Source organism: Streptomyces inusitatus (assembly GCF_014651115.1).
In the GTDB taxonomy this organism is placed as follows: domain Bacteria; phylum Actinomycetota; class Actinomycetes; order Streptomycetales; family Streptomycetaceae; genus Streptomyces; species Streptomyces amakusaensis.
Window position 1 is genome coordinate 47,258 of record NZ_BMWG01000007.1, and the last position, 17,183, is coordinate 64,440.

General features: G+C 73.1%; 14 protein-coding genes. 9 read left to right on the forward strand and 5 right to left on the reverse strand.

All coding sequences use genetic code 11. The features are described from left to right. Positions 1–11 precede the first annotated feature (11 nt). From ccrA to IE247_RS14135, 3 genes are all read right to left on the reverse strand, one after another. Positions 12–1,358 (reverse strand): crotonyl-CoA carboxylase/reductase, encoded by a 1,347-nt coding sequence (gene ccrA / locus IE247_RS14125; protein ID WP_190123431.1) that lies wholly within the window; start codon positions 1,356–1,358, stop codon positions 12–14. Between the two features lie 387 nt (positions 1,359–1,745). Then, positions 1,746–2,615 (reverse strand): TetR family transcriptional regulator, encoded by an 870-nt coding sequence (locus IE247_RS14130; RefSeq protein WP_190123432.1) that lies wholly within the window; start codon positions 2,613–2,615, stop codon positions 1,746–1,748. A 113-nt stretch (positions 2,616–2,728) separates the two neighbouring features. After that, complete coding sequence (locus IE247_RS14135) at positions 2,729–4,510, reverse strand: 3-hydroxyacyl-CoA dehydrogenase family protein (protein ID WP_190123433.1); 1,782 nt, start codon at positions 4,508–4,510, stop codon at positions 2,729–2,731. A 317-nt stretch (positions 4,511–4,827) separates the two neighbouring features. Here IE247_RS14135 and IE247_RS14140 point away from each other — a divergent pair, with 317 nt between their 5' ends. Further along, positions 4,828–5,394: a HEAT repeat domain-containing protein gene (locus tag IE247_RS14140; RefSeq protein WP_190123597.1), complete on the forward strand. Its 567-nt coding sequence runs from the start codon at positions 4,828–4,830 to the stop codon at positions 5,392–5,394. Positions 5,395–5,414: 20 nt separating this feature from the next. Here the strand turns inward: IE247_RS14140 and IE247_RS14145 are convergent, their stop codons facing one another. Then, positions 5,415–6,035: a hypothetical protein gene (locus IE247_RS14145; protein ID WP_190123434.1), complete on the reverse strand. Its 621-nt coding sequence runs from the start codon at positions 6,033–6,035 to the stop codon at positions 5,415–5,417. A 195-nt stretch (positions 6,036–6,230) separates the two neighbouring features. Here IE247_RS14145 and IE247_RS14150 point away from each other — a divergent pair, with 195 nt between their 5' ends. After that, the gene (locus tag IE247_RS14150; RefSeq protein WP_190123435.1) at positions 6,231–7,376 is read left to right on the forward strand and encodes a helix-turn-helix domain-containing protein; all 1,146 of its coding nucleotides are present in this window, start codon (positions 6,231–6,233) and stop codon (positions 7,374–7,376) included. A gap of 28 nt (positions 7,377–7,404) precedes the next feature. On the opposite strand, the gene IE247_RS14155 is transcribed toward IE247_RS14150, so the two are convergent. Beyond that, the gene (locus IE247_RS14155; protein ID WP_190123436.1) at positions 7,405–7,815 is read right to left on the reverse strand and encodes a RidA family protein; all 411 of its coding nucleotides are present in this window, start codon (positions 7,813–7,815) and stop codon (positions 7,405–7,407) included. 118 nt (positions 7,816–7,933) lie between these two features. Between IE247_RS14155 and IE247_RS14160 the strand changes: the two genes are divergently transcribed. The 7 genes from IE247_RS14160 (at position 7,934) to IE247_RS14190 (ending at position 17,149) form a co-directional block, all read left to right on the forward strand. Then, the gene (locus IE247_RS14160; protein WP_190123437.1) at positions 7,934–8,398 is read left to right on the forward strand and encodes an SRPBCC family protein; all 465 of its coding nucleotides are present in this window, start codon (positions 7,934–7,936) and stop codon (positions 8,396–8,398) included. Between the two features lie 165 nt (positions 8,399–8,563). Beyond that, the gene (locus IE247_RS14165; RefSeq protein WP_190123438.1) at positions 8,564–10,996 is read left to right on the forward strand and encodes a SpoIIE family protein phosphatase; all 2,433 of its coding nucleotides are present in this window, start codon (positions 8,564–8,566) and stop codon (positions 10,994–10,996) included. A gap of 124 nt (positions 10,997–11,120) precedes the next feature. Further along, positions 11,121–11,873, forward strand: coding sequence for a class I SAM-dependent methyltransferase (locus tag IE247_RS14170; RefSeq protein ID WP_190123439.1), 753 nt, complete (start codon positions 11,121–11,123; stop codon positions 11,871–11,873). 93 nt (positions 11,874–11,966) lie between these two features. Beyond that, positions 11,967–12,803: a M55 family metallopeptidase gene (locus IE247_RS14175; protein WP_190123440.1), complete on the forward strand. Its 837-nt coding sequence runs from the start codon at positions 11,967–11,969 to the stop codon at positions 12,801–12,803. Next, entirely contained in the window at positions 12,796–14,148 is a 1,353-nt protein-coding gene (locus tag IE247_RS14180; RefSeq protein ID WP_190123441.1) for a M20/M25/M40 family metallo-hydrolase, read from the forward strand. The genes IE247_RS14175 and IE247_RS14180 overlap by 8 nt, the downstream gene beginning before the upstream one ends. Before the next feature lie 50 nt (positions 14,149–14,198). Then, entirely contained in the window at positions 14,199–16,220 is a 2,022-nt protein-coding gene (locus IE247_RS14185) for a S9 family peptidase (RefSeq protein ID WP_190123442.1), read from the forward strand. Next, the gene (locus IE247_RS14190) at positions 16,217–17,149 is read left to right on the forward strand and encodes a S66 peptidase family protein (protein ID WP_190123443.1); all 933 of its coding nucleotides are present in this window, start codon (positions 16,217–16,219) and stop codon (positions 17,147–17,149) included. The genes IE247_RS14185 and IE247_RS14190 overlap by 4 nt, the downstream gene beginning before the upstream one ends. The last annotated feature ends 34 nt before the right edge of the window (positions 17,150–17,183 follow it).

A 17,183-nucleotide genomic window follows, 5' to 3' on the forward strand; every position in this document is an offset into this window, starting at 1 on the left:
GGTGCGGCCCCTCAGGCGTCATGGTCGGCGCGGAAGAGATTGATGGAGTCGAGATGCCGCGCGCGGGTCTCGGGATCGCGGACCCCGAGGCCCTCGCGGGGGGCCAGCGCGAGCACGCCGACCTTGCCCTGGTGGACATTGCGGTGGACGTCGTACGCGGCCTGGCCGGTCCGCTCCAGCGGATAGACCCGGGAGAGGGTGGGGTGGATCTTTCCCTTGGCGACCAGCCGGTTGGCCTCCCACGCCTCGCGGTAGTTGGCGAAGTGGGAGCCGATGATCCGCTTCAGTGACATCCAGAGGTAGCGGTTGTCGTACTCATGGGTGTAGCCCGAGGTGGAGGCGCAGGTGACGACGGTGCCGCCCTTGCGGGTGACATAGACGGACGCGCCGAAGGTCTCCCGGCCGGGGTGCTCGAAGACGATGTCGACGTCCTCCCCGCCGGTCAGCTCGCGGATGTGCTCGCCGAACCGCTTCCACTCGCGCGGGTCCTGGGTCCGCTCGTCCTTCCAGAACCGGTATCCCTCCGCGCCCCGGTCGATGACCGCCTCGGCCCCCATCGCCCGGCAGACCGACGCCTTGCGCTCGCTGGAGACGACACAGATCGGATTGGCCCCGCCGGCCAGCGCGAACTGGGTGGCGTACGAGCCGAGTCCGCCGCTCGCGCCCCAGATGAGCACATTGTCGCCCTGCTTCATCCCCGCGCCGTTGCGCGAGACGAGCTGGCGGTAGGCGGTGGAGTTCACCAGGCCCGGGGCCGCCGCCTCCTCCCAGCTCAGATGGTCGGGTTTGGGCATCAGCTGATTGGATTTGACCAGGGCGAGTTCGGCGAGCCCGCCGAAGTTGGTCTCGAAGCCCCAGATCCGCTGCTCGGGGTCGAGCATGGTGTCGTTGTGCCCGTCGGAGGACTCCAGCTCGACCGAGAGACAGTGGGCGACGACCTCGTCGCCGGGCCGCCAGGCGTTGACCCCGGGGCCGGTGCGCAGCACCACGCCCGCCAGGTCGGAGCCGATGACGTGGTACGGGAGATCGTGCCGCCGGGCCAGCTCGGAGAGCCTGCCGTAGCGCTCCAGGAAGCCGAAGGTGGGCAGCGGCTCGAAGATCGAGGTCCAGACCGAGTTGTAGTTGACGGAGCTGGCCATGACGGCCACCAGCGCCTCGCCGGGGCCGAGTTCGGGCACGGCGACGTCCTCGATGTGCAGGGACTCGCGCGGGTCCTTCTCTCTGCTCTCCAGCCCTTCGAACATCGCGGCCTCGTCCTTGTGGACGGTGACGGCGCGATAGGACTCGGGGACCGGCAGCGCGGCGAAGTCGGCGGCGGTGCTGTCCGCCGATTGGATCGCGTCCAGGATTTCCTTCACGGTGTTGCCTCCGGCGAAGCGCGTCGGGGCGCAGAGGGACGCCCCGTGCTGAGTGAGGGTCGGGCTTGCTGCTGTGGAGGTGTGCCGTCGGTTCGGCGAGTGGTGACACAGGTGACACAGGTGACGCGGGTGAGCGGCGCCGGGTGGGCGCGGTGGGGAGCCTGTGACGCAGGCGTCCGGGCGCGGGGGCGCGATGGCCCCCGGGGACAGCCGGTGTACGAGAGTTCTCCGTACCGGCCGCCCGGACGGTTTCAACGTATGGCACTGCGTGTCGGCTGACAAGGCACTGCGTGCCATTACTTGTCTCAGATGCCATCGACGCGGCACGCATGAGCGAGAACGGCCGCCCCCGGGACTCACCGGGGACGGCCGTGACAGGGCAGGGGTCTAGTTCCGGCGGTCCTTGAGCGCCCGCTCGATCGTGCGCATCACCTCGTCCAGCGGCGCGTCCGTACGGGCCACCGCCACCAGTACCTCGTCCGCGCCGTCCACGGAGGCCGAGACCGGGGCCGGGGGCAGAGCCGGCTCACGGCTCTCGGCCGTCTGCTCCGGCGGCCGGGGGCCGCTCGCGCCGATGCCGGTGCCGAAGGTGTCCCGGACGATCGCGAAGGCGTGGTCCAACTGGGCCTCCACATCGCCCTCGCCGCCCGCCCGCAGCCAGCGGCGCAGCACATGGTTGTGCGCGGTGACCACGGCGGACGCGGCCACCTCCGCCAGCAGCGGATCGTCATTGCCGTCGTGGTGGTCGCGCTCGTCGAAATGGCCCAGCAGATAGCGGGTGAACAGCCGCTCGTAACGCGCCACCGAGGCGATCTCCCGCTCCCGCAGCGTCGGCACCTCACGGGTCAGCCGGTAGCGCTCCACCGAGACCGAGGGGGAGGCCGCGTACATCCGCATGACCTCCTTGATGCCCCGGCACACGGTGTCCAGCGGCGGTTCGTGCGCCGGGGCCGCGTTGAGCACCGCCTCGGCGCGCACCAGCGTGTCGTCGTGGTCCGGGAAGATCGCCTCTTCCTTGGAGCGGAAGTGACGGAAGAAGGTGCGCCGCGCGACCCCGGCGGTGGCCGCGATCTCGTCCACGGTCGTCGCTTCGTACCCCTTGGTCGCGAACAGCTCCATGGCCGCCGCCGCGAGTTCGCGGCGCATCTTGAGCCGCTGCGCGGCGGCGCGGACGCCCGCGGCGCTCCCGGGGGCGCCGGCGGTGATCTTCGGGCGGATGGCCTTGGCGGGCTGGGGCATGACCTGAACGTACTGCATTCGCGCAGGAGAGCGCGCTCGCGGGTGGTCCGCGCCGGACCGGAAGCGCCCCCTCCGCAGGGGTGCTCCCGGTGCTCTCCGGTGCGCCGGGCGCACCCTGCCGGGGCGGGCCGTCAGCGCCCGCGGTGCGCGCGGAAGCCCCGCCCGGTCTTCCGGCCGAGACAGCCCGCCGCCACCAGCCGCTCCAGCAGCGGCGCGGGTGCGAGCCCCGGATCGCGGAACTCCCGGTGCAGCGCCCGCTCGATCGCCAGCGAGACATCGAGCCCGACGGCGTCGAGGAGCTCGAACGGCCCCATCGGATAGCCGCCGCCCAGCCGCATCGCCGTGTCCACGTCGTCGAGCGAGGCGTAGTGCTCGCCGACCATCCTGACCGCGCTGTTCAGATAGGGGAAGAGCAGCGCGTTGACGATGAAGCCGGCCCGGTCCCCGCACTCCACCGGATGCTTCTTCAGCGACGAGACCACCGAGCGCACGGTGTCGTGGACCTCGTCCCCGGTCAGCACCGTACGGACGACCTCCACCAGCCGCATCGCCGGGGCGGGATTGAAGAAGTGCATCCCGACGACGTCCTGCGGCCGCCCGGTGGCGCGGGCGCACGCCACCACCGGCAGCGAGGAGGTGGTGGTCGCGAGCACCGCGCCCCTCTTGCAGACCTTGTCCAGCGCGGCGAACAGCTCCCGCTTGACCGCCAGATCCTCCGCGACCGCCTCCAGCGCGAGATCCACCTCGAAGAAGGCGTCGAGCGAACCCGCCGGAGTGATCCGGTCCAGCGTCAGCCGTCTCGCCTCCGCCGTCGTGCGCCCCTTGCCCACCGAGCGGGCGAGCGAGGCCGCGATCCGGTCCCTGGCGGCCCCGGCCTTCTCCGCCGAACGGGCCGCGATCACCACCTCGTACCCGGAGGCGGCGAAGACCTCGGCGATGCCGCTCGCCATCGTCCCGGAACCGGCCACTCCCACGGACCGCACCTCACGGCCCGAACCCCCGCGCCGGGTGGGGCGCGGGGTGAGGGAGTCGCCGACCACGGCCGGGGCGCCGGCCGCCGCGTAGGAGTAGAAGCCGCGCCCCGCCTTGCGGCCGGTCAGACCCGCTTCGCTCAGCTGGCCCAGGATCGGGGCCGGTGCGTGCAGCCGGTCCCCGGACTCGGTGTGCATCGCCTCCAGCACGGTCCGCGCGGTGTCGATCCCGATCAGATCCAGCAGGGCGAGCGGCCCCATCGGCAGCCCGCAGCCCAGCCGCATCGCCGCGTCGATGTCCTCGCGGGAGGCGTACTTGGACTCGTACATCGCGGCGGCCCGGTTGAGATAGCCGAACAGCAGCCCGTCGGCGACGAACCCCGGCCGGTCGCCCACCGCCACCGGTTCCTTCCCCAGCTCGCGGGCGAGCGCGGTGACGGCGGCCACGGCGGCCGGATCGGTCAGCACCGAGGACGCCACCTCCACCAGCCGCATCACCGGGGCCGGGTTGAAGAAGTGCATCCCGAGCACCCGCTCCGGATGGGCCGAACCGGCGGCCAGCCGGGTCACGGACAGCGCGTTGGTCCCGGTGGCGAGGATCGCGTCGGGCCGCACGACGGCGTCCAGCCCGGCCAGGACCCGCTGTTTGACCTCGTACGACTCGGGGACCGTCTCCACCACCAGATCGGCGGCCCGGGCGGTTCCCAGATCGCCGGAGGCACGGAACCGGGCGAGGGCGGCGCGCCGCTCCTCCTCGCTGATCCGCCCGCGCTCGACGGCGCGCGCGGTGGAGACCTCCAGCGAACGGACGGCCCGCCGGGCCGCCGACTCGCTGATGTCGACGCCGACGACCTCGCGCCCGGCGAGGGCGAGGACTTCGGCGACGCCCGTGCCCATGGTGCCGAGGCCGACGACGGCGATGGTGTGCAGAGGAGTTTCCATCGGGGGACTCCAAGGTGAGTGACGACTGAGAGGGGAAGGCCCGCACACGAGGCGAAGCCCTGTCCCGGGCCGCCCTGAGCGGTACGCGGCACGCGACCGACTCACGCGCCGAACTGTTCGCCGAACCGACCGCGCTCACGGCGGCTGCGTCACCAGGCCGCCGTGAGGTGGTACGAGAAATACGGGGGTAACCCGCTCATGTGAGGTTAACCGGCGGGTAACGAGCGCGCCAGACCCGTGCGGGTGTGATCTGAATCGCCGCCCGCCCGGCCCCCGTCCGCCTCGTTACGCTGAAGGACATGAAGGATATGAAGGACATGGACGCCGAGTTACGGTCACTGGCCCGGCGGCTGCGGCACGAGTCCGGGGGCTCCCCAACGTACGAACGACTGCTGGCGACGGCGGACCGGGAGGAGCTCGCCGACGTCCTCATCGCCCCCCTGTGCCCGCTCTGGGCGCGGGAGCTGGCCGCCTTCCGGCTCGGCCGCGCGGGCGACCGACGGGCCTTCGAAGCCCTGGTCCTGCTGCTCAACCACCGCGACCCGCAGCGCTGCGGCTCCGCCGCCCACGCCCTGTTCGAACTGGCCGACCCCCGCACCGCCCGGGCCGCCGCCGCCCTCGCCACCAATGAACTGCGCGTCGCCTACGCCCTGGTGCCCGTCCGGCTGCTCACCCGGCTGCGCGCCCCCGAGTCCGCCCCCGCGCTGATCACCGTGCTGCGCCGCCGGCTCGTCCCGGGGGACCCGCACTGGCGGGTGGCGCTGGCGTGCGTGGAGGGGCTGGGGGCGCTCGGCGACGGCCGGGCCGAGGGCGTGCTCTCGGCGGCCCGCGACCACCCCCGGCTCACGGCGGCGGCGGAGGCGGCCCGCGCCCGGCTCGGCTGAGCGGGCCGCCGTCGGCCGGCTCAGTACAGCTTGGCCACCGAGGTGCGGGCCGTCTTCTGGAAGCCCTTCAGATGCGACTTCTTGAGGTCGCCCAGCTGCCCCCAGCTCACGACGGTCACCGTCCTGCCGTCCCGGCCGACCGAGTACAGCGCGACATCGTCCGCGCCGGTCCTCGGGTCGGCGGTGTCGATGCTGTAGACGTGGGCGCCCTCCTCGACGGCGATTTTCCCCTCGTACTCGCTCTTCCCCTTGAGCCCCGGGTACTCCTTCTTGAGCTCCGCCAGACAGCCGTCCAGCGCCTTACGGACCTTGGCGACCAGCGCCCCGGCCTTGGCGTCCGAAGCGGCGACGGTGATCGTCTGCCTGGCCGAGGTGTCCATCTCGGTGTGGAAGGCGCGGTGCCCGCTGGACGACTTCGGCAGGATCGTGCCGACACAGAAGTCCTCGGCCCGGCCCGGCTTCACCTTCTCCGCCGTCCACGGGGTGCGCGCGGTGGGCAGCTCCTTCGCCGCGAGGAACTTCGCCTTCGGCCTCGGCTCCGCGGCGGCCTCGGCCGGAGCGGCGGTCGCGGCGGAGAGCGGGGTCAGGATCAGCGCCGCGGTCGCGGCCGTCACGGCGGCGGCGGTGTGGAATCGGTTCATGGTGGTGCTTCCCCCTGCTGGTTCGTTCTGCTCGGTCGTGGTCCTGCCAACGCCCAACAGCTTCGGGAGTCCGCCCGTCCCAGGACAAGGGAAACGGCCACAGGTGGCACGGTGGAACCATTCCACCCCCGCTGACGTGGGGTTCTTCGGGAGGGGTGGAACGCCGCCCCGGAACGGGCGGGGAGCTGGGGACGGTTGAGCACGAGGGAGTCCGACACCGAGGCGTTCGCGCGGAGGCTGAGCGGGATACGGGAGGCCTCCGGCCGCAGCTACGGCGCGCTGGCCCGCCGCGCCGGGATCGGCGCGTCGACGCTGCACCGCTACTGCTCGGGCCACTCGGTGCCCATGGAGTTCGCCCCCGTCGAACGCCTCGCCCGGCTCTGCGGCTGCCGGGGCGAGGACCTCATCGCCCTGCACCGCCTGTGGGTGCTCGCCGACGCCGAACGCGGCCGCCGCGCTCCGGCCGCACCGGAACCGGAACCCGCACCGGAACCGGCACCCGCACCGGCGCCCTCGCGTGAACCTGCCGTCCCGCGGACGGCACGCCGACGGCGGCGGCGGTGGTACGGGGCCGTCGCCGTCGCCCTGGTCACCGCGCTGGCCGCCCTGTTCACACTGCTCGCGTACGAGCCGCTGCCGTCCGACCCGGACCCGGAGGGGCGGCGGACCGCCGCCGGGCGGCCCGCCGGGGATGCCGTCCCGTCGGCCGGCGCGGCGACCCCGTTCACCGTGAAGACCGATTCGCACCTGTGGCGGTACGGCTGCGACCACACCTATCTCGTCGGCCGGGCCCCCGCCGCCGTGCCGCCCCCGCCCGCCGAGTCCGAGGCCCGGCCGTGGGCGGGCGCCCTCGGCGCGGTGCACGGCGGCGACACCCTCGTACGCCTCACCGTGCAGGGCACGGCCGAGAAGGCGGTCGTGCTCCAGGCGCTGCGGGTCCGGGTGGTCGCCCGGCGGGCCCCGGTCCAGCACAACGCCTACCGGATGAGCATGGGCTGCGGCGGATCCCTCACCCCCCGGATGTTCGAGGCCGACCTCGACCGGCCCCGCCCGATCGCCCGCCCGGTCGCGGGCGACGACTCCGGCACGGAGATCCCCGCCGTCTCCTTCCCCTACCGGGTCTCCGCCAAGGACCCGGAGATCCTGACGGTCTCCGCCCGCGCGGCCCGCTGCGACTGCGACTGGTACCTGGAGCTGGAGTGGAGCAGCGGCGACCGCTCGGGCACCACCCGGATCGACGACGGCGGCCGCCCCTTCCGCACCAGCGGCGCGGCCGGGACGGCCCACGACTACGACATCGCCGCCCGCCGCTGGGTCGAGGTCACCCCGGAGAGCCCCTGAGCCCCTGAGCCCCTGCCCTGCCCCGGTCTCAGCCGCGGTCCTCCGGGACGATCGCGTACGCCTCGATCTCGACCAGCAGCTCCGGCAGGATCAGCGCGGAGACCTGAACCGCCGAGCTGGCGGGCAGCCGCGCGGGGTCGAAGACCTCGTCCCGCGCGGTCCGCACCGGGCCCAGGTGGGCTATGTCCGTGACGAAGTACGTCAGCTTCACCACGTCCTCGAAGGTCGCCCCCGCGCTCTCCAGGCACCGCCGTATGTTCTCGAAGACACGCCGCGCCTGCGCCCCGGGGTCGCCCACCCCCACCACACGCCGCTCCTCGTCGAAGGCGCACTGCCCCGAGACGGCGACGAACCGGCCGGAGCCCCAGACGACATGGCTGTAACCGGTACCGGGGGCGAGGCCCTCGGGGGCCTGGACACGAGTGAGATGAGTGCTCATGGGCTCATGATCGCTCACATCGCGGAAGGCCCCGGATTTGGGCCCCCGCACCCGAGGTGGTTGGCTAAGCCGGGCCCACGCGGCACCCCTGAACACACCGAGTGCTGGAGGAACAGCTATGGCGCAGGTCGAGGCCACGACTGAACGGATCATCGCGGCGGACGCGGAGACCGTGATCGACACACTGGCCGACTACGCGAACACGCGCGCGTCGATCCTTCCCGGTCAGTTCAGCGAGTATGAGGTGCGCGAGGGCGGCGACGGCGAGGGCACCCTCGTCCACTGGAAGCTCCAGGCCACCAGCAAGCGGGTCCGCGACTGCCTGCTGGATGTCACCGAGCCCGTCGACGGCCAGCTTGTGGAGAAGGACCGCAACTCCTCCATGGTCACCACCTGGACCGTCACCCCGGCCGGCGAGGGCAGGTCGAAGGCGGTCGTCACCTCCGTCTGGAAGGGCGCGGGCGGTATCGGCGGCTTCTTCGAGCGGACCTTCGCCCCGAAGGGACTCGCCCGGATCTACGACGCCGTGCTCGCCAACCTCGCCGCCGAGATCGAGAAGTCGGCGGGCAAGTCCGGCTCCTAGGGAGTGTCTTCGAGCGGAGGGCCATGGGTTGTGCGCGGGCGCACAACCCATTTCGCCGTTGCCCGGCGCGCGGCCTCCGCAGCGCCGTACCGTGGTCGCCAGGCCGCTCCCCCGCGGCCTCCGGCGCGGGGGGACCCCAGGCGGCGGGGAAGGAGCCTCCCACCCATGCACCGTGGTGTTCCGCCGAGAAGACCACAGCGGTACCCCGTGCCGGGCCGGATCCCCCTCGCCGTGGTCGTGGTGGACGGCGACGGCCTGGTCTCGCACTGGTCGACGGGTGCGCGCAGGCTGTTCGGGCCCGCCCGTGAGGAAGCGGTGGGCAGGCCCGCGCTCGATCTGCTCCCGGTCTGCGGAGCGCTGGCGGCGGACGGCGAGTACGCGGCGTACGACGGCGGCCCGGGCCTCGACGCGCCGCTGACCGGCCGTACCCCCTACGCGACGGCGGGCAGGGCCCGGCTCTCCGGGCCGGGGCGGGAGCGGGTCGACGTCCTCTGGTGGGCGTACCCCATGGTCGGCCCCGGGCCCGAACGGCTGATCGTGCTGGCGGCGGACGCCGCACGGTTCACGGGCACCGGCCCGAGCGGCGACGGCGACGAGAGCACTGAGAGCACCGAGAACGGCGGCGGGGTACGGCGGATCGCGCCCGGGTTCGCGCTGCACACCGACTTCCCCGGCTCGGACGATCTCGCGGGCGGACTGCCGGAGATCCTCCCCAGCATGAGCGTCCAGGAGGCCACCCGTACCGTCTCCCAGATCCTCGAACTCGGCTATCCGGTGGTGGAGCTGAGCCGCCACGAACGGGTCCCGGTCACCCCCGACTGGGGAGTCGCCCGGCGCACCGAGCGCGCCGAGCGCCGACGCGCGGCCCGCGCCGCGGCGGCGTCCGGGGAGCCCGTCGACTCCGCCGATCTGGAGCGGGACCTGGAGTACACGGCGGTGCGCGAGCGCCTGGAGTTCCTGAACGAGGTGAGCGGGCGCATCGGCTCCTCGCTCGACCTCGCCCGGACGATCCAGGAGGTCAGCGCCGCCGTCGTGCCGCGCTTCACCGATGTCGCGGGCACCTATCTGCGGGAGCAGGTCGTCGCGGGCGAGGGCTTCCCCGACGGGCCGCCGGACGCCACCACGCTGTGGCACCGTGTCGCCGTCGAGCATGTGGACGAGCCGGGGCGCTGGGACGATGTGGTGCCGGTCGGCGAGTCCATGCCCTTCCCCGAGCACACACCCTTCTTCCAGTGCATGACCACCGGCGATCCGGTGCTGGTGCCCCGGATCAGCGAGCGGATGGGCACCGCCATCGCCTCGCAGTTCGAGAAGCGCGACATCCGCCCGCTGATCAGCGGACGCTCAATGCTGGTGGTCCCGCTGAAGGCGCGCAATGTCGTCCTGGGCTTCATGATCCTGCTGCGCCACGCCGAGCGCGCCGTCTTCAACGACATGGACCGGGTCACCGGCGCGGAACTCGCCGCCCGCGCCGGGCTGGTGATCGACAACGCCCGGATGTACACGTACCAGGAGAATGTCGCCGAGACCCTCCAGGACTCGATGCTTCCGCAGATCACCCCGAAGACCGCCGCCTGCGACACCGCCACCCGCTATCTCCCCGGCACCCTGCTGGGCAGGGTCGGCGGCGACTGGTTCGACTCCGTCAAACTCCCCGGCTCCCGGGTGGCGCTGGTGGTCGGCGATGTGATGGGCCACGGCCTCAACGCGGCCGCGATGATGGGCCAGCTCCGGACCGCCGTGCAGACCATGGCCGCCCTCGACCTCCCGCCGGTCGAGCTGCTGCGCGGTCTGGACGATCTCGCCCAGCGGCTCGGCGAGAACTACCTCGCCACCTGTCTGTACGCCGTCTACGACCCCATCCGCCACGAGCTGGCGCTCGCCAACGCCGGTCATGTGCCGCCGGTCCTGGTCCGCGCCGCCGACGGCCGCAGCGAGCTGCTCCGGCTGCCGACCGGGGCCCCGATCGGCGTCGGCGGCGTCCCCTTCGAGGCCGTGACCGTGCCGGTGGCCCCGGGGGACCGGCTGGTGATGTTCACCGACGGGCTGGTGGAGGTGCGCGGCGAGGACATCGGGGTGGGCCTGGCGAAGCTCTGCGAGTCCGCCGCGCACCCCGCCGCCTCCATGGACGACGCCTGCGACACCATCATCCGCGCGCTCAACACCCGGGGCGGACGCAAGGACGATGTCGCGCTGCTGATGGCCCGCCTCAACGGCGTCCCCGGCGGTTCGGTCGCCGCCTGGGAGCTGTCGCTCACGCCGGACGAGGCGGCCAGGGCGCGCAGGCTCGCCCGTGAGCAGCTTCGCGCCTGGGGGCTCGGCGCGCTGGCCGAGACGGTGGAACAGCTGGTGGGCGAGGTCGTCGCCAATGCCGTGCGCCATGCCCGGGGCCGCCGCGCCGAGCTGCGGATGGTGCTGGCCGGCTCGCTCCAGTGCGAGGTCCGGGACGAGGACCCCACGCTCCCGGCCCTGCGCGCCGCCGTCTCCTCGGCCGAGGAGGGCCGGGGGCTCCGGGTGGTCGCCGCCCTGGCCCGGGAGTGGGGCGCGAACCGTACGGCCGACGGCAAGACCGTCTGGTTCGAGGTGCCGCTGCCCTAGTAATCCGACCCGTCCGGCAGGCCGTGTCGTCTGATCCAAAGACAGGCCCCGGATCCGGTTGCCGAGCCGACGGTCACGGGGTAAACCGCTCATGACGTTGTGTCATATCATATGGGAGCTGGTCATGAGCGTGACAAAAAGATACGCGGACGCCTGGGACGGTTTCTGGGGCGAGATCTCCGGCGAGCCCGGCGAGGTCATCTGGGACGCCGAGCCCGAACTGACCGCCGGGCTCCATCTGGCGCTGTACGAACCCCATGTGGACCACCCCGGACTGCCCCTGGTGGACCTGGGGTGCGGCAACGGCACCCAGACCTGGTTTCTCGCCGACCGCTTCCCCCGGGTGGTGGGAGTCGATCTGTCGGCCGCCGCGATCGAGCTGGCCCGCAGCCAGGAGAGGCCCCGGCGGTACGGGGACGCCTCGTCGGGCCGCCCCGGATTCCGCCGGCTGGACGCGGTCGACGCCCCGATGGTGGCCGCGCTCCGGGAGGATCTCGGCGGCGACTGCAATGTCTATGTGCGCGGAGTGCTCCACCAGACCGATCCGCAGGACCGCCGCGCCCTCGCCGACTCGGTGGCCGCGCTGGTCGGCGTCCGGGGCCGGGCCTTCGTCGTCGAACCGGCCGAGGCCGCGGGCCGCCGGCTCGCGGAACTGGCGTCCCGGCCCTCGGGGCCGCCGCCCAAGCTCCTGCCCGTACTCCGGCACGGGATCGCCCCGGCCGCGGTCCCCGACGCCGACATCCCCGGATACTTCACCGCCGCCGGACTCACCGTGCTGGCCGCCGGGGAACTGCCCCTGACGACGACGGAGTACGAGCCCGACGGCTCCCGGGTCGAGCTGCCGTCGAAGTGGCTGGTCGTCGGCCGGGACGACTGACCGGCCGACCGGTCGGCCGTCCCGGCCGGAGCGGTCCGTCCGCACAGGACGGACCCCCCGCCGACGGCTGAACCGGGAGGGTTAGGGTGAATCATGAAGATCCTGATCAGCGCCGACATGGAAGGCGCGACCGGAGTCACCTGGCCGGCCGATGTGCTGCCCGGCCATCCGCAGTGGGAACGCTGCCGGGCCATGTTCACCTCGGACGTGAACGCCGCGGCGCTCGGCTTCTTCGACGGCGGCGCGGACGAGGTCCTCGTCAACGAGGCCCACTGGAGCATGCGCAATCTGCTGCTGGAGCGGCTCGACGAGCGGGTCCAGATGCTCACCGGCCGTCACAAGTCGCTCTCCATGGTGGAAGGCGTCCAGCACGGCGACGTCGACGGCATCGCCTTCATCGGCTACCACACCGGCGCGGGAGCCGAGGGCGTCCTCGCCCACACCTATCTCGCCAACCAGCTCACCGGCGTCTGGCTCAACGGGGTCCGCGCCTCCGAGGGGCTGCTCAACGCCCATGTGGTCGCCGAGTACGGCGTCCCCGTCGTCCTCGTCACCGGCGATGACCTGACCTGCGTGGACGCCCAGGGGTACGCCCCGGACTCCCGCAAGGTCGCCGTCAAGGACCATGTCTCCCGGTACGCGGCCGTCTGCCGCACCCCCACCCGTACCGCCGCCGACATCCGCGCCGCCGCCAAGGAGGCCGCCGCGCTCGCGGTCCGGCACGAGCCGGTGCGCGGCGGACCGTTCGCGATGGAGCTGGAGTTCGACGCGGAGCATCTCGCGGCCGCGGCCACCGTCGTACCCGGGGTGACCCGCGGCGGCGGCGAGCGCCGGGTCGGCTACACCAGCGAGACCATGTACGAAGCCATTCGTACCTTCAAGGCGGTCACCACGATCGTCTCGGCAGCAGTGGAGGAGCAGTATGGCTGATGTGAGAACCCCCGCCGACGGCACGAGCCCGGTCGACGGGCGCGCGCTGGACGAGGTGGTCGACTTCACCTCCGAGCTGATCCGCATCGACACCACCAACCGGGGCGGCGGCGACTGCCGGGAGCGGCCCGCCGCCGAGTACGCGGCCGAGCGCCTGGCCGGGGCCGGGCTCGAACCCGTGATGCTGGAGCGCACCCCCGGGCGGACCAATGTGGTCGCCCGGATCGCGGGCACCGACCCCTCGGCCGACGCCCTGCTGGTCCACGGCCATCTGGACGTGGTGCCCGCCGAACCCGCCGACTGGAGCGTCCACCCCTTCTCCGGGGAGGTCCGCGACGGAGTCGTCTGGGGCCGGGGCGCGGTCGACATGAAGAACATGGACGCGATGATCCTCGCCGTGGTGCGGGCCTGGGCGCGCGCCGGGGTACGGCCGCGCCGGGACATCGTCATCGCCTTCACCGCCGACGAGGAGGCCAGCGCCGAGGACGGCTCCGGCTTCCTCGCCGATCAGCACCCGGACCTCTTCGAGGGGTGCACCGAGGGCATCAGCGAGTCCGGGGCCTTCTCCTTCCACGCCGGCGGGGGCATGACGCTCTACCCCGTCGCCGCCGGGGAGCGCGGCACCGGCTGGCTCAAGCTCACCGCCCACGGCAGGGCGGGCCACGGCTCCAAGGTCAACCGGGCCAACGCGGTGAGCAGACTCGCCGCCGCCGTCGCCCGGATCGGCGACCACCAGTGGCCGATCCGGCTCACCGCCACCACCCGCGCCGCCCTCGCCGAACTGGCCGCCCTGCACGGCATCGACGTCGACGTCCACTCCGAGGACTTCGACGCCGACGCGCTCGTCGCCAAGCTCGGCCCGGCCGCCGCCCTGGTGGAGTCCACCCTGCGCAACAGCGCCAACCCGACGATGCTGGACGCCGGATACAAGATCAATGTGATCCCAGGCCATGCCACGGCCCATGTCGACGGACGGATGGTGCCCGGCGGCGAGGACGAGTTCCACACCACCATGGACCTGCTCACCGGGCCCGATGTGGAGTGGGAGTTCCAGCACCGCGAGGTGCCGCTCCAGGCCCCCGTCGACTCGCCCACCTACGCCAAGCTGCGCGCCGCGATCGAGCACTTCGACCCGGCCGGGCATGTCGTGCCGTACTGCATGTCGGGCGGCACCGACGCCAAGCAGTTCTCCCGCCTCGGCATCACCGGCTACGGCTTCACCCCGCTGAAGCTGCCCGTCGGCTACGACTACGCCGCGATGTTCCACGGCGTGGACGAGCGGGTTCCGGTGGAGGCGCTGCACTTCGGCGTCGAGGTGCTCGACCACTACCTCCGCTCGGCATGACGGCGACGAGGGCGACCCGGGCGCCCCGGGCGATCCAAGGGAGTAAGGACATGGCCTCCACAGGCCCCTACGGCAGCTGGCCCTCGCCGATCGACGCGGCGCTCGCCGCCTCGCACGACGGCCGGCCCGAATATCTCGGCACGGTCGGCGCGGAGGTCTGGTGGACCGCGCCCCGCCCCGCCGAGGGCGGCAGAAGGGCGCTGATCCGCCGCCGCGCCGACGGCACGGAGGAGTCCGTCCTCCCCGAGCCGTGGAACGCGCGCAGCCGCGTCATCGAGTACGGGGGACACCCCTGGGCGGCCGTGGCACGCGACGGCGGCCCGCTCGTCGTCTTCGTCCACTTCCCCGACCAGCGGCTGTACGCGTACGAACCGGACGCGCCCGGCTCCGAACCCCGCCCGCTCACCCCCCTCTCGGCCGTCGGCGACGGACTGCGCTGGGCCGATCTGCGGATCGAGGAGGACCGGGGCGAGGTGTGGGGCGTGCTGGAGGAGTTCACCGGCCCCGCGCCCACCGATGTACGCCGGGTGATCGCCGCCGTCCCGCTGGACGGCTCGGCCGCCGACGACCGGGCGGCGATACGGGAACTCTGCGAGGACCGGCACCGCTTCGTCACCGGCCCCCGGCTCTCCCCGGACGGCAGGCGCGCCGCCTGGATCGCCTGGGACCACCCCGCGATGCCCTGGGACGCCACCACCGTGGTCCTCGCCGATGTCACCGGGGACGGGGAGTTCACCGGGGTCCGGGACGTGCCCACGGGGACGGCGTCGATCTGCCAGGTCGACTGGGCCCCCGACGGCGGCCTCCTCTTCCTCACCGACGCCGACGGCTGGTGGCAGCCGCACCGGGCCGAACCCGGCGCGCTCTCCGCGGCCGGTGCGACGGCCGGGCCCGCGCGCCCGGCCTTCGGCGCACCGGTCCTCCCCGGCCGTGAGGAGGAGTTCGGCGGCCCGCTGTGGAAGATCGGCCTCCAGTGGTTCCACCCCCTGGAGAACGGTCTGATCGCCGTCATCCACGGCACCGACACCACCGCGCTCGGCATCCTCGACCCGACCACCGGGGAGCTGGCCGACGCCGTCGGCCCCTGGACGGAGTGGGCGCCCTCCCTCGCCGTCCAGGGCGACCGGGTGACCGGCGTCGCGGCGGGAGTGCGCGGCGGCTACGAGATCGTGGAGCTGGACACCCGTACCGGCCACACCCGGGTGATCGGCGCGGCGCACACCGACACGGTGGACCCCGCCCACTACCCCGAACCCCGGATCCGTACCTTCACCGGGCCCGGCGGCCGGGAGATCCACGCCCATGTGTATCCGCCGCACCACCCCGGGTGGACCGCGCCCGAGGGCGAACTCCCGCCCTTCGTGGTGTGGGCGCACGGCGGACCCACCGGCCGCTCCCCGCTCGTCCTCGATCTGGAGATCGCCTACTTCACCTCGCGCGGCATCGGCGTCGCCGAGGTCAACTACGGCGGATCCACCGGATACGGCCGGGCCTACCGCGAGCGGCTGCGCGAGGAGTGGGGCGTGGTGGACGTCGAGGACTGCGCCGCCGTCGCCCAAGGCCTCGCCGCCGAGGGGGCCGCCGACCCCGGCCGGATCGCCGTCCGGGGCGGCAGCGCCGGGGGCTGGACCGCCGCCGCCTCGCTGGCCGGCACTGACGTCTACGCCTGCGGCACCATCCTCTATCCGGTGCTCGACCCGCTGGGCTGGGCGACCGACGGGACCCACGACTTCGAGTCGCACTATCTGGAATCGCTGCTCGGCCCCCTCGCGGAGTTCCCCGACCGCTATCGCAGCCGCTCGCCGCTGGAGCGCGCCGACCGGATCACCGCGCCGTTCCTGCTGCTCCAGGGGCTGGACGATGTGATCTGCCCGCCCGCGCAGAGCGAACGCCTCCTCGCCCGGCTGGCCGGACGCGGGGTCCCGCACGCGTACCTCGCCTTCGAGGGCGAGAGCCACGGCTTCCGCAGGGCGGAGACCATGATCCGCGCACTGGAGGCGGAACTCGGCCTCTACAACCGGACCTTCGGCCTCACCCGTACCGACGTCCCCGATCCGGAGCTGATCGCATGACTCTCACCGAGCTGACCCGGCCCCGCGGGCTCAGGTCCGGCGACCGGGTCGCCGTCGTCGCCACCAGCGGGCCGGTGCCCGACGAGCGGCTCGACGAGGGCCTGGACATCCTCCGCTCCTGGGGCCTGGAACCCGTCGTCATGCCCCATGTCCGGGGGCGGCACACCCGGTTCCGCTATCTCTCCTCGGACGACGCCGACCGCGCCCGCGATCTCACCGAGGCCTGGTGCGATCCCTCGGTCGCCGCCGTGATCTGCGCCCGGGGCGGCTACGGGGCCCAGCGGATGGCCGACCTCCTCGACTGGACGGCGATCCGGGCCGCCGGTCCCAAGGTCTTCGTCGGATACAGCGACGTCACCGTCCTCCACGAGGCGTTCGCGGCCCGGACGGGCCTCGCCACCCTGCACGGCCCGATGATCGGCGCGCTCACCTTCCTCAAGGACGAGACCACCCGCGAGTCGCTGCGGGCCACCCTCTTCGAGCCCGAGTCCGTCCGGGTCCTCGGGCTGCCGACGGCGCGCGCCCTGGTCCCCGGCCGGGCCCGGGGCATCACCCTCGGCGGCTGCGCCAGCATGCTCGCCGCCGAGCTGGGCACTCCGCACGCCAGGGTCTCGGCCCGGGGCGGGCTGCTGCTCCTGGAGGACGTGGGGGAGGAGGACTACCGGCTCGACCGCATCCTCACCCAGCTCCTCCGCGGCGGTCTGCTGGACGGCGTCACCGGCGTCGCGCTCGGCTCCTGGGCCGACTGCGGCCCGTACGAGCGGGTGCGCGAGGTGCTGCGGGACCGGCTCGGCGGGCTGGGGGTGCCGGTGGTCGAGGAGCTGGGGTTCGGTCACGGCGACGTCAATCTGACGATGCCGCTGGGCGTCTCCGCCGTACTCGACGCCGACGCGGGCACCCTGACCCTGGACCGGCCGGCGCTGAGCTGAGCTGAGCCGAGGGGGCGGCTCCCGCACGGGAGCC

Bases quoted from the DNA above. Each gene is read 5' to 3' on its own strand.
- IE247_RS14130 (WP_190123432.1), bottom strand. From the start codon at position 2,615: ATGCAGTACGTTCAGGTCATGCCCCAGCCCGCCAAGGCCATCCGCCCG.
- IE247_RS14135 (WP_190123433.1), bottom strand. From the start codon at position 4,510: ATGGAAACTCCTCTGCACACCATCGCCGTCGTCGGCCTCGGCACCATG.
- IE247_RS14140 (WP_190123597.1), top strand. From the start codon at position 4,828: ATGGACGCCGAGTTACGGTCACTGGCCCGGCGGCTGCGGCACGAGTCC.
- IE247_RS14145 (WP_190123434.1), bottom strand. From the start codon at position 6,035: ATGAACCGATTCCACACCGCCGCCGCCGTGACGGCCGCGACCGCGGCG.
- IE247_RS14155 (WP_190123436.1), bottom strand. From the start codon at position 7,815: ATGAGCACTCATCTCACTCGTGTCCAGGCCCCCGAGGGCCTCGCCCCC.
- IE247_RS14160 (WP_190123437.1), top strand. From the start codon at position 7,934: ATGGCGCAGGTCGAGGCCACGACTGAACGGATCATCGCGGCGGACGCG.
- IE247_RS14165 (WP_190123438.1), top strand. From the start codon at position 8,564: ATGCACCGTGGTGTTCCGCCGAGAAGACCACAGCGGTACCCCGTGCCG.
- IE247_RS14170 (WP_190123439.1), top strand. From the start codon at position 11,121: ATGAGCGTGACAAAAAGATACGCGGACGCCTGGGACGGTTTCTGGGGC.
- IE247_RS14175 (WP_190123440.1), top strand. From the start codon at position 11,967: ATGAAGATCCTGATCAGCGCCGACATGGAAGGCGCGACCGGAGTCACC.
- IE247_RS14180 (WP_190123441.1), top strand. From the start codon at position 12,796: ATGGCTGATGTGAGAACCCCCGCCGACGGCACGAGCCCGGTCGACGGG.
- IE247_RS14185 (WP_190123442.1), top strand. From the start codon at position 14,199: ATGGCCTCCACAGGCCCCTACGGCAGCTGGCCCTCGCCGATCGACGCG.
- IE247_RS14190 (WP_190123443.1), top strand. From the start codon at position 16,217: ATGACTCTCACCGAGCTGACCCGGCCCCGCGGGCTCAGGTCCGGCGAC.